At 65.9% G+C, this 11,508-nt stretch carries 9 protein-coding genes; 5 read left to right on the top strand and 4 right to left on the bottom strand.

What is annotated here, in order from left to right:
- Positions 1-180 precede the first annotated feature (180 nt).
- The gene (locus EDE12_RS07005) at positions 181-363 is read right to left on the bottom strand and encodes a hypothetical protein (protein ID WP_024878915.1); all 183 of its coding nucleotides are present in this window, start codon (positions 361-363) and stop codon (positions 181-183) included.
- Positions 364-599: 236 nt separating this feature from the next.
- The gene (locus EDE12_RS07000; protein WP_024878914.1) at positions 600-1,481 is read right to left on the bottom strand and encodes a tetratricopeptide repeat protein; all 882 of its coding nucleotides are present in this window, start codon (positions 1,479-1,481) and stop codon (positions 600-602) included.
- Between the two features lie 475 nt (positions 1,482-1,956).
- Here EDE12_RS07000 and EDE12_RS06995 point away from each other — a divergent pair, with 475 nt between their 5' ends.
- From EDE12_RS06995 to EDE12_RS06985, 3 genes are all read left to right on the top strand, one after another.
- On the top strand, positions 1,957-3,282 hold the full coding sequence (locus tag EDE12_RS06995; protein ID WP_024878913.1) for an Nramp family divalent metal transporter: 1,326 nt from the start codon (positions 1,957-1,959) through the stop codon (positions 3,280-3,282).
- A gap of 139 nt (positions 3,283-3,421) precedes the next feature.
- A complete protein-coding gene (locus EDE12_RS06990; protein ID WP_134188019.1) occupies positions 3,422-3,637 on the top strand; it encodes a hypothetical protein in 216 nt (71 codons plus the stop codon).
- Between the two features lie 156 nt (positions 3,638-3,793).
- Entirely contained in the window at positions 3,794-5,212 is a 1,419-nt protein-coding gene (locus tag EDE12_RS06985; protein WP_024878911.1) for an MDR family MFS transporter, read from the top strand.
- Positions 5,213-5,326: 114 nt separating this feature from the next.
- On the opposite strand, the gene EDE12_RS06980 is transcribed toward EDE12_RS06985, so the two are convergent.
- Positions 5,327-6,028 carry an RlmE family RNA methyltransferase gene (locus tag EDE12_RS06980; RefSeq protein WP_024878910.1) on the bottom strand — a complete coding sequence of 234 codons (702 nt, stop codon included), beginning with the start codon at positions 6,026-6,028 and terminating at the stop codon, positions 5,327-5,329.
- Positions 6,025-8,124: an ABC transporter ATP-binding protein/permease gene (locus EDE12_RS06975; protein ID WP_024878909.1), complete on the bottom strand. Its 2,100-nt coding sequence runs from the start codon at positions 8,122-8,124 to the stop codon at positions 6,025-6,027. The genes EDE12_RS06980 and EDE12_RS06975 overlap by 4 nt, the downstream gene beginning before the upstream one ends.
- 398 nt (positions 8,125-8,522) lie before the next feature.
- On the opposite strand from EDE12_RS06975, the gene EDE12_RS06970 reads away from it, so the two are divergent.
- The gene (locus tag EDE12_RS06970) at positions 8,523-9,476 is read left to right on the top strand and encodes an acetyl-CoA carboxylase carboxyltransferase subunit alpha (protein ID WP_024878908.1); all 954 of its coding nucleotides are present in this window, start codon (positions 8,523-8,525) and stop codon (positions 9,474-9,476) included.
- Positions 9,477-9,725: 249 nt separating this feature from the next.
- Positions 9,726-11,267 (top strand): murein L,D-transpeptidase family protein, encoded by a 1,542-nt coding sequence (locus EDE12_RS06965; RefSeq protein ID WP_026597890.1) that lies wholly within the window; start codon positions 9,726-9,728, stop codon positions 11,265-11,267.
- The last annotated feature ends 241 nt before the right edge of the window (positions 11,268-11,508 follow it).

The following is an 11,508-nucleotide window of genomic DNA, read 5'->3' as shown; positions in this document are numbered from 1 at the left end:
GCGGGGAGATCTTTCTCCCCGGCGCCTCCTCGTCCCCCTCACTCCGCCCCTTTGTCGCGACAATGGGGCGGAGGAGGCGGATCGAGTGGCGACTTTTAACAGTCGGCGATCAACGCCATGCCGTGGGCTCCGCGAAAGGGGTCGGCGAAGCCGCAGACGAAAGGCGAAGGATCGTCGTTATTACTGAATCATCTTCACGGTGCGGCCGACGCCCGGGTCGCTGCCATTGCCCGTGCCGTTGGTGCCGGCCGGCGAAATCCAGTCCGGAACCTTCGTCAGCGCGATGATGACGAAGGCAACGATGCCGACCATCCACAGAACGGTTTTGCCGATCTCAGCGCTGCTGTGTCCGATTGTTGACATGTGACGATCCTCCGAATGTTGGTGCTTTATTTTGTTTTTTTGCACTTGATGCGCGACAAAGCGTCGCATCGGCGTCAGCCTACACCAACTCTTTTCGAGACACAATGCGGCATGTGCGCGCGCGACAAAATTAGTCAGGCCGGGGAAAAGGAAGCGTGAGCGCGACGCAAAAAGGCGATCCCGGGGCCTGACGGCTCCGCGATCGCCTCGTGTTTCTCGGCTCGAGATAAGGGGCTTTAGTCCCGGCGCGTCAGATAATATTCGAGCATGGCGACAGCGGACTTGCGGTCCAGCTCGCTCGCCCGCGCCAGCGCGCGGGAATGCAGCTCGACGATCCATTGATCGGTCGGCCGATCGCCGGCCGCCTCGCGCGCCAGAGTGAGATACATCAGCCCGCGGGCGCGCTGCGGCGGACCGCCGGCCTCGCCGTTGAACATCAGATGGCCGAGCAGCGCCTGCGACGGCGCATGGCCCTTGCGCGCGGCGAGATCGAGCCAATTGGCGGCCTGGCGCGCATCCTTGGAGACGCCATTGCCGTCGAGATACATGCGCGCGAGATTATATTGAGCGTCGGCGTTGCCGAAATAGGTCGCGGCGTAGCGGAAGAGATCGAAAGCGCGGCCGGCGTCCGGCATGATCTTCGCGGCGGCGATCCCCTCGAGATAATAGACGCCGACGGCCACGAAGGCGCCGGCCGCCATCAGCCGCTCGCGCGGGCTCGGCTCGTCGTCGGCGAAATGATCGACGAGCTTGGCGAAATAGGAATAGGCCTTCGCGTCGTCGCGGGCGACGCCGTCGCCGTCGGCATACATGCGGCCGAGCTTCCATTGCGCCAGCGACTCGCCGCCGTCGGCGGCGTAACGCAGCGCCTCCACCGATTTCTTGGTGTTGCCGGCGTGATAGCTCTCGAGCCCGGCGGCGAGAGCGGCGCGCGGGTCCTTGAACATGGTCAATGGCTGGGTGGCGGCGGCGATGGAGCGCGGCTCCGACGCGTCGAAGGCGGCGGCGCGACCTGCCGCGAGAGAGCCGACCGTCGCGCAGCCGAGCGCCAGAAGCAGCGTCCCACGACGCCCGCGCGGCCCCACCGTCGACGCAATCGCCTGGAGAAACACGATCATCGAGGATCTGACTTTCGCAACGCCGCCGACGTCTCGAAAACGCCGCGCACCAACACCGCCATCGTCACCGCCGAAATCGACGACAGGCTTTGAGAACGTAAAGACCCTTCTCCCGCGACGAGCCGGCGCGGAAGGCGTCTCCCTTGTCCTCGATGACCTTGTGACGAGCCGAGATTAGCGCAGCGTTTATGGCTGAAAAGGGGCATGTGGCTCTTTGCCCGGCTCGCGGAAAACTATCTCGGCGACTGTTGCAACAAGGTCACAAATTTTAGCGTTTCGCCGCAGGCTCGGCGCCGACTCGACGCATCCGGCTACGCATTGCGACATAGAAACGACCCGGTCCGTCGCATCGCCTTCGGCGCGCAGCGATGGCGAGCGTGAAAAGCCGACCTCGAGCCTGCTGGCGCATGCGGCGGGAGGGGCCTATATCGTCCCGAGTGGCCCCCCTTCTGGCGGGCGCAACAAAGGTCGCCGTATGCACGTCGTCTCGCCCGAAGTTCCCGCCACGCTCGGCGCGATGCGCGGCGACATGCGCGGCTCTGTGCGCGTGCCGCGCGAGACCGCCGGCTTTCGCCGCCTCTTCATCTTCCTGGGGCCGGGCTATCTCGTCGCCACCGGCTATATGGACCCCGGCAATTGGGCGACGGCTCTCGCCGGCGGCTCCAAATTCGGCACGGCCCTGCTCTTCGTCGCCGTTCTGTCTAGCCTCATGGCGATCGTGCTGCAATCGCTGACGGCGCGGCTCGGCCTCGCCACCGGCCTCGATCTCGCCAGCGCCTGCCGTCGGCAGTTTCCGCGCTCGGCCTCGGTGGGGCTCTGGCTCTTGGCCGAGGCCGGAATATTGGCGACCGATCTCGCCGAGGTCATCGGCACGGCCATAGGCCTGCAATTGCTGTTCGGCCTGCCGCTCGCCTTCGGCGTCGTCGTCACTTTGCTCGACACTTTCCTCGTGCTCGCCTTCGAGCGCCTCGGCTTCCGCAAGATCGAGCTCTTCGTCGTCGCAATGCTCGGAATCATCGCGCTGGCCTTCGGCGGGCAGCTGCTGCTGGCGCGGCCCGATCTCCACGAGGTCGCCGCCGGCCTCGTCCCCAGCCGCGCGCTGATCGAAAATCCCGAGATGCTCTATATCGGCCTCGGCATTCTCGGCGCGACGGTGATGCCGCATAATCTCTTCCTGCACTCTTATATCGTGCAGACGCGCGACGTCGGCGCCGGCTCGGCCGATCGACGCGAGGCGATCGACTTCGCCATTTTCGACAGCTCGCTGGCTCTGCTCTTCGCGCTCGTCATCAACGGCTCTATTCTCGTGCTGGCGGCGTCGGTGTTCCACGCCTCCGGCCATACCGAGGTCGCCGAGCTCGGACAGGCCTACACGCTGATCGCCCCCCTCCTCGGCGCGCCGATCGCCGCCAAGCTCTTCGCCATCGCCCTCATCGCCTGCGGGCTCAACTCCACGGTGACGGCGACGCTCGCCGGACAGATCGTGATGGAGGGCTTCCTCGAGCTGCGCATGAAGCCCACCATTCGCCGTCTGGTGACGCGGCTCATCGCCATTGTCCCAGCCGTCGGCGTGACGCTGATCGCCGGGGAGGCGGCGACCGGCCGGCTGCTCGTGCTGAGCCAGGTGGTGCTGAGCTTCACTCTGCCCTTCGCCGTCGTGCCGCTCGTCTGGTTCACCGCCTCTCGCAAGCTGATGGGCGAGCTCGCGGCGCCGCGCCGCGCCACCATCGTCGCCGCCGTCATCGCCGTGGCCATCATCGCGCTCAACGGCAAGCTGATCTTCGACGCGGTCGCCGGCTGATTTTTACCGTCCCTTCACCATGCTGCGCCGCGAGCGGGCTTCGTCCCAACGCGCGCGGGAACGATCCTTTCGCGGTCGACGTTCCTTCCCAGCCGAGGCGGCGCTGGGGGGCCGCCTCGCCAGAAGGGAAGAGAACGGCATGTTTCGACCTATGGTTTATGCGGCGGCCCTCATCGGCGCGCTGATGCTGCCCGGCGCGGCCTCCGCCCGCGGCCACCATCGGCATCATCACCACCATCACTGGCGCCATCACCATCACCACCATCACCATTGGCGTCACCATCATCATTGGCGCTGGGGCCTCGATCAGAGCTGGCGCGAGGCGAGCTGGAAGGCGCCAGAGCAGAGCAGCTGAGCAGAGCGCGCCTCGTCGCCGAAGCCGCGCGCTCGGCGACGGGGCGGACGTCTCGGAGGCCTCGCCCGCCAATGGCGGGATTTCGCGAATAGGAGCATAAGAAGGGCTCCGGCCGCGGCCGCGCCGCGCCGATCCGCTCGAAAGACAAGGGGTCCGTTGCCTTCCTTCGCCGCCACGCCACTCATTATCGCGACCGCGCTGTTCATGGAGAATCTCGACGGAACCGTGCTGGCGACCGCCCTGCCCGCAATGGCCGCCGATCTGCGCGAAGACCCCATCGCTCTGAAGCTCGCGCTCACCTCCTATCTTCTCTCGCTCGCCGTCTTCATTCCGCTCTCCGGCTGGGTCGCCGACCGCTATGGCGCGCGGCGCGTGTTTCGCGCGGCGATCGTCGTCTTCACCTTGGGCTCTGTTCTCTGCGGCTTCTCCGCCTCGCTCGCCGGCGTGGTGGGCGCGCGCGTGGTCCAGGGGCTCGGCGGGGCGATGATGGTGCCGGTCGGCCGGCTGGTGCTGCTGCGCGTCGCGCCGCGTCACGATCTGGTGCGCGCGCTCGCCTATCTCACCATTCCGGCGCTGATCGGCCCGGTGGTGGGGCCGCCGCTCGGCGGCTTCATCGCCACTTATTTTCATTGGCGCTATATCTTCTGGATCAATGTGCCGATCGGCCTTCTCGGCGTCGCTCTCGTCACGCGCTACATTCCCGATCTGCGCGAGGAGAGCGTTCCGCCGCTCGATATGCGCGGCTTTGCGCTCTCGGGATTCGGCCTGTCGAGCCTCGTCTTCGGGCTCGGCGCGCTCGGCCAGCGCATTGTTCCGGCGCCGGCCGCGGCGGGGCTGGTCGCCGCGGGGGCGATCGCGCTCCTCCTCTATGTGCGCCATGCGCGGCGGGCGCCGCATCCGATCATCGATCTCGATCTGCTGCGCGTGCCGACCTTCCGCGCCTCCATCGTCGGAGGCTTTCTGTTTCGCATGGGCCTCGGCGCCTCGCCATTCCTGCTGCCGCTGATGCTGCAGACCGGCTTCGGCCTCACGGCCTTTCAATCGGGCTCGCTGACCTTCATCGCCGCCATCGGCGCCATGGCGATGAAGACGACGGCGCAGCCCATTCTGAACCGCTTCGGATTTCGTCGCGTGCTCGTCGTGAATGCGCTGATTTCGGCGGGCTTCTTCTGCTTCAACGCGCTGTTCTCGCCGGAAACGCCGCATTGGATCATCATGAGCCTGCTGCTCGTCGGCGGCTTTTTCCGCTCGCTGCAATTCACGGCGCTGAATGCGATCGGCTATGCGGATATAGAGCCGCAGGCGATGAGCCGGGCGACGAGCTTCGCTTCGGCCGGGCAGCAATTGGCCCTGTCGGCCGGCGTCTCGCTCGGCGCCGCGACCCTCGAGACGGCGCGCGCGCTGCAAGGGGGCGGCGCGCTGCGACTCACGGATTTCGACGCGGCTTTTCTGGTGGTGGCGGCGGTCTCGGCCTCCTCCGTCCTCATTTTCCGCAGGCTCGCGCCCACGGCGGGAGAAGGGCTGACCGGCAAGAAATCGATCGAGCAGCCGATCGAGGCCGACGGATCGGCCTAGAGTCATTCCGGTTCAGATTGAACCGGAATGACTCTAGGTCTCCTTGTTCGGTCATGTTTTCTTCACGCGAACCGGTTCCCGCTTCGCTCGAAAACACTCTAGAAACGTTTGATTTCAGCCGCCGCGAAATCCAGTGGCGAGCACATAGAGCTCGGCCGAATCGGGGCGGCTCGCGGCCGGCTTCAGATGGCGCACCTGCGCGAAGTCGCGCTTCAGCGCCGCGAGCAATTGATGCTCCGTGCCGCCCTGCAGCACTTTGGCGACGAAAAAGCCGCCCGGCGCCAGCACTTCCTTGGCGAAATCCGCGGCGAGCTCGGCGAGCGCCACGATTTTCAGATGATCCGTCTGCTTATGGCCGGTGGCGTTGGCCGCCATATCGGACATGACGCCATCGGCGCCGCCGCCGAGCATGGCCTTTATCAGCTCGGGCGCGGACTCGTCGTTGAAGTCCATCACAGTGAATTCGACGCCGGCGATGGGCTCCATCTCGAGCAGGTCGATGGCGACGACCTTGCCCTTGCTCTTGCCATCGGCGGATTTCACGCGCGTGGCGGCGATCTGCGACCAGCCGCCGGGCGCGGCGCCGAGATCGACGATGCGCTTTCCGGGCGTGAGAAGCTTGTGGCGGTCGTCGATCTCGAGCAGCTTATAGGCGGCGCGCGAGCGATAGCCGTCGCGCTTGGCCTGCGCGACAAAGGGATCATTGAGCTGACGTTCGAGCCAGAGCGTCGAGGATAGCGAGCGCCTCCTCGCCGTCTTCACGCGTTCCTTCAGCGAGCGGCCGCCTTCCCGCCCCCCTGCGCCGGATTTCGTCATGCGAGCACCGCTTCCCGGGGCGCGAAGGTTCCGTCGGCTTCCTGCTCCATCGCGATATGGCGCTGGTGGAAGGCGAGCAGGCTCGAGCGATGGCCGATGGAGATGATCGTCGTATTGGGCAGGCGCTCGCGCAGCATGGCGTAGATTTCTCCCTCGAGCTTCTCGTCGAGCGCAGAGGTCGCCTCGTCGAGGAACAGCCAATCAGGCTCGGCCAGCAAGGCCCGCGCAACGGCGACGCGCTGCTGCTCGCCGCCGGAGAGGCGCTGCGACCAGGAATCCTCCTCGTCCAGCCGATATTTGAACGGTCCGAGCCGCGCAGCGTCGAGCGCCTCCTCGACCGCGCGGCGGGAGAAGGCGTCAGGCGCGCTCGGATAGGCGATGGCCTCGGCTAGAGTGCCGATGGGGATGTAGGGCTTTTGCGGCAGCAGCAGCAGCTTGGCGTCGTCCGGCGTGCGCACGCGGCCCTCGCCATAGGGCCAAATGCCGGCGATGCCGCGGAACAGAGTCGATTTTCCCGATCCCGAGGGGCCGGTCAGCAGCGTCGATTCGGCCGGCCGGAACACGAGATCGCGCGCCTCGACGATGCGCCGCCCGTCGGGCAGCGACAAAGCGAGATCATGGACCGCGATCTCGGGCGAAGCGCCGTGCTCGATCTTCGGCGCCGCGGCGCCCATCGTCGCCGCGCGCTCGATCGCCTCGTCGAAGGAGGCGAGACGGTCCAGCACCGCTTTGAAATTGGCGAGCGAGGTGTAGTAGGTGACGAAGAAGGTCAGCGCATCCTGCACCTTGTCGAAGGCGCCGGACGTCTGCGTCATCACGCCGAGATTGATCTTGCCGGCGAAATAGAAGGGCGCTGTGAGCAGATAGGGAATGATCGGCGACAATTGCCCGTAGGTCGCCGTGAAGCTGATCATCTTCTTGCGCGTCGTGACGATGCGCAGATAGTTGACGATGATCGCCGTGAAACGGCTCACCAGCGAGGATCGCTCGGCCGTCTCGCCGGAGAGCAGCGCGACCTGCTCGCTATATTCGCGCAAGCGCGCCAGCGAGAAGCGGAAGTCCGCCTCGCGATGCTGGCGCTCGAAGTACAGGCCCGACAGCGTGCGGCCGAGAAGATGCGTCACCACCGTGCCGACCGCCGCATAGAGCAGCGCCACCCAGAACAGGAAGCCGGGAATGAAAATATCGGTGCCCGGGAAGGCGTAATTGCCGGAGAGCCCCCAAAGGACGATGGAGAAGGAGACGAGCGAGCTCAGCGTCTGGATCAGCAGGATCGTATAGGAGTAGATGCCATAGCCGTCGGTGCCGCCGTCGATGAAGCGGTTCACGTCCTCGGCGATGCGCTGGTCCGGATTGTCGGTCTGACTGCCGGCGAGCGCCATTCGATAATGCGTGTGATCGCCGAGCCAGCGGGAGACGTAATGCTCGGTGAGCCAGCGCCGCCAGCGAATGATCATCAGCGATTGCACGACAAATTCGATCACCGCGCTGATGATGTAGGTGAAGGCCCAGGGCGTGAAGACATAGAGCAGCAGGCTCCAGAACGCGTCGGCGTTCTTCTCCTGGATCGCGTTGAAGAAGTCGCGATTGAAAAAGGACAGGCGCACATTGACGCCGACCTGCGCCTGATTGATGAGCACCAGCAGCACGATCATCGCGACGGCGATGCTGCGCTCCCGCGCGCCGAATCGAAAGAGCCCGAGGACATTCCCCTCGCCGCGGTCGCTGCTGTCGAAATAGAGATCGGCGATGCGCGTCATCTCGCGCACGACGGGAATATGCGAGACGGCGAAGACCGAGATCGAGAAGACGGCGACGGTGAGCGGCAGGCTCTCGGGCAGCGCATAATCGGCGAGCGCGGCGGGCCACAGGCTCTCCTCCGCGAGCAGCCGCGCGACGCCGAAGACGATCGTCTCGACCGAGAAGATGGAGACGAATATCTTCAGAAAGCTCGAGATGGCGGCGCTGCGCCAGGTGGTGAAGGCGCAGAGCCCGGCCGTGGCGGCGAGGAGGAAGAGATTGGCGTCGCCGAGGTGAGCGCCCGCTGCGAGCGTTAGCGCCGCGAAGACGGCGACGGCCGCTCCGAGTCCCTGCATGTCCTGTCCTCTCATTGGTCGCGCCGCATTCGCGCGGGCGTCGCATTCGGGCGCAGTAATCTCGAGATTGCGCCACTGGCGTGGCGCTGGGCTCGGCGCGCCGCTTTCTCCCTGCGATAGCGCGCTTTCAGGCGAAAGGGCAAATCGTCGCGCCGCGCCGCGCGCCTGCGCCGCGAAAGGATTTTGCTGGAGCTGCGCCGATGCGAGGAGACGGCAGCCGCTCCCGCCTTGCTGGCGGAGAAGATATTGCCGGCTTTCGGGCGGCGAGGAAAAAATTCGGCGTTTTCGCGTCTAGCGAGGAAGGAAAAGGGGCGCGTTCTTGACTTCCCGCGCCGTTACGGCCAGTTTCCGCGCCGCTTCGCTAGGCTTTCCAGCCGCAATCCCGTGTCGTTCGCCTCATGCGCTCCTATCTCGACTTCGAAAAGCCCGTCGCCGAATTGGAGACCAAGGTGGAGGAACTCCGCGCGCTGGCGTCCAAGGGCGACGGCGTGTCGATCTCCGACGAGCTCGCCAAGCTCGAAGCCAAGGCGCACAAGGCCCTGGCCGATCTCTACGCCAGCCTCACGCCGACGCAGAAAATCCAGGTCGCACGCCATGCGCAGCGGCCGCATTTCTCCGACTATGTGCGGCTTTTGTTCAATGAATTCACCCCGCTGGCCGGCGATCGCCTGTTCGGCGAGGACTCCGCCATCGTCGGCGGCTTCGCCCGTTTTCGCGGCGAGCCGGTCTGCCTCATCGGCCAGGAGAAGGGCTCCGATACGGAGAGCCGGCTCGAGCATAATTTCGGCATGGCGCGGCCGGAGGGCTATCGCAAGGCGGCCCGGCTCATGGAGCTGGCCGACCGATTCGGCCTGCCGGTCATCTCGCTCGTGGACACTTTCGGCGCTTTTCCCGGCATTGACGCCGAGCAGCGCGGACAGGCGGAGGCGATCGCCCGCTCCATCGACGTCTCGCTGTCGCTGGGCGTGCCCAATGTCGCCGTGGTGGTGGGGGAAGGCGGCTCCGGCGGCGCCATCGCCATCGCCAGCTGCAACAAGGTGCTGATGCTGGAGCATTCCGTCTATACGGTCGCCTCGCCGGAGGCCTCCGCCTCCATTCTGTGGCGCGACTCGTCCAAGGCGCAGGACGCCGCCACCAGCATGAAGATCACCGCCCAGGACCTGCTGAAGTTCGGCATTATCGACGTCATCGTCGCCGAGCCGCCGGGCGGCGCCCATCGCGATCCGGAGACGGCCGTCGCCGCCGTCGGCGAGGGCATAGACGATGCGCTGGCTGGCCTCGCCAATCTCTCCCGCGCGCAAATCGTCGACGCCCGCGCCGAGCGCTTTCTCTCTGTCGGCCGCAAGGTCTGAGCAGACGAGATTCGGCGCCTTTCAGCATTCGGCGGCCTCGAAGCGCTGACCCGCTCTGGTCTCCCGGCGTCAACCAATCGTTAACCTCATAGACGATCGCCGCCCTCTTGCCGGCGGCGACAGCCACGCTCTGGCCTTATTCTTCCTCTTGCGTTAGAACGACGTTGGTAATTCGACGTCTATTGTCATGCTAGCGTGACTGCGCGTGATTCGCGCCTTCGCGCGCGGATCACGAGAAGCGGGGCGAGAATGAATCTCTTCCGAAACGTCGGGCGGCTCGCCCCCTGGGGTCTCGTCGGCGCGACGCTCGCGCTCTCCGCCTGCAATGATCTCGGCTCCGGCTCGCAGCGCGCGCTGTCGCCCATTCCGCCCGAGACTTTGGCGCTGATGGAGCAGGCCGGCGTCACCAAGGAATCGCCGACGCTCATCCGCTCCTATAAGAAAGAGGCCGAGTTCCAAATCTGGAAGCAGCGGCCCGACGGGCGCTACGCCTATCTCAAGACCTTCCCCATGTGCCGCTGGTCCGGCCAGCTCGGGCCGAAGGTTCGCGAGGGCGACCGCCAGGCGCCGGAGGGGTTCTATTCCATCACCCCCGGGCAGATGAATCCGAACTCCGCCTATTATCTCTCCTTCAACGTCGGCTATCCCAACGCCTATGACCGCGCCTACGGCCATAGCGGCGGCTCCATCATGGTGCATGGCGCCTGCTCTTCCGCCGGCTGCTTCTCCATGACCGATCGGCAGATCGCCGAGATCTATGCGATCCTGCGCACCTCCTTCAACAATGGCCAGCGCTCGATCCAGATGCAGTCCTATCCGTTCAAGATGACGGCGGAGAATCTGGCCAAGCACAGGCTCGATCCCAATATCGGCTTTTGGAAGCAGCTGAAGGAAGGCTCCGACCATTTCGAGGTCGCCGGCAAGGAGCCGAGCGTCGGCGTCTGCAATCGGCGCTATGTCTTCGACGCGACCTCGGCCAATGGCCAGCCGCTCGACGCCGGCGCCGCCTGCCCGCCGCTGCGCCGCAATGCAGAGATAGAGACGCAGGTCGCGCAGAAAGCCGCCGTGGACGACGCCAAAGTGGCCGAGCTGGCGGCGGCTGGCGTCAGGCCGGTGCGCGTCGTCTATCAGGACGGCGGCCAGCACCCCGATTTCTACGCACGTGTCGCCGAGGTGAGCCGGCCCGAGACGCTGGTCGCGCCGCTCGAGATCGCCCTCGAGGAGAAGAGCAGCGGCGGCAAGTCGCGTTCTCCCGTGCTGGCCATTAGCGCGACGAGGCTCGCCGCCAAGGCCAAGAAAGAGACGGAGATCAAGGTCGCGGCCGCGGCTGCGGAGCAGGCCCCTGTGGCGAAGGCCGCGGAAGCCCCCGCCCCGGCCGAGCCGGCCAAGCTCGGAGCCTTCGCCGGGGCGACGGATTCGATCGGCGGATTGCTCGGCTTCCGCAAGGAGCCCGCCCCGAGCGAGCCCGCCGTCGCCAAAGCCGAGCCCGCCAAATCGGAGGCCGCCAAGCTCGAAAACGCCAAGGCCGGCGAGAGCCCCAAGAGCGAAAAGTCGGAGGTCGCCAAATCCGCGGCCAAGCCGGCGACCGCCAAGGCCACGGCCCCGAAGCCTGCCGTGACGAAGACCGCAGCAGGCCAGGCCGCCGCCTCGCAGGCCCCCGCGTCAGCGCCGTCGCATCGCGCCGATCCGGCCAAAAAGCCGCAAGCCTCGCTCGGAGCCGAACGCCACGCCAAGGTCGCTTCGGCCACTGCCGGCGTTCCGGCGCTGCCGCCGGTCTCTGCTCGCCCCTGATTTACGAGCAACTCACAAGTTTTTTGCTCAAACGATCCGCCCGAGGGCGGATCGTCGCAATTTTGCCTGCATTGATCGGAAAAAGGCGCCCCGAGCGTTGCTGTATCGCTGCGGCCCCGCGCCGGAACTTCCGCCGAAAACTCTGTCGTGATGCGACATTGTGGCGGGCTTCCAAAAAGGCGCTTGACACTTGTGCGCCGCAGCAATACAACAGTGCGACGCAGCGAGAACTTCTCTCGCT

This window comes from Methylosinus sp. sav-2, from assembly GCF_004366495.1.
In the GTDB taxonomy this organism is placed as follows: Bacteria; Pseudomonadota; Alphaproteobacteria; order Rhizobiales; family Beijerinckiaceae; genus Methylosinus.
This window is presented reverse-complemented; position numbering and strand designations above follow the sequence as displayed.

Bases quoted from the DNA above. Each gene is read 5' to 3' on its own strand.
- EDE12_RS07005 (WP_024878915.1), bottom strand. From the start codon at position 363: ATGTCAACAATCGGACACAGCAGCGCTGAGATCGGCAAAACCGTTCTG.
- EDE12_RS07000 (WP_024878914.1), bottom strand. From the start codon at position 1,481: ATGATCGTGTTTCTCCAGGCGATTGCGTCGACGGTGGGGCCGCGCGGG.
- EDE12_RS06995 (WP_024878913.1), top strand. From the start codon at position 1,957: ATGCACGTCGTCTCGCCCGAAGTTCCCGCCACGCTCGGCGCGATGCGC.
- EDE12_RS06990 (WP_134188019.1), top strand. From the start codon at position 3,422: ATGTTTCGACCTATGGTTTATGCGGCGGCCCTCATCGGCGCGCTGATG.
- EDE12_RS06980 (WP_024878910.1), bottom strand. From the start codon at position 6,028: ATGACGAAATCCGGCGCAGGGGGGCGGGAAGGCGGCCGCTCGCTGAAG.
- EDE12_RS06975 (WP_024878909.1), bottom strand. From the start codon at position 8,124: ATGCAGGGACTCGGAGCGGCCGTCGCCGTCTTCGCGGCGCTAACGCTC.
- EDE12_RS06970 (WP_024878908.1), top strand. From the start codon at position 8,523: ATGCGCTCCTATCTCGACTTCGAAAAGCCCGTCGCCGAATTGGAGACC.
- EDE12_RS06965 (WP_026597890.1), top strand. From the start codon at position 9,726: ATGAATCTCTTCCGAAACGTCGGGCGGCTCGCCCCCTGGGGTCTCGTC.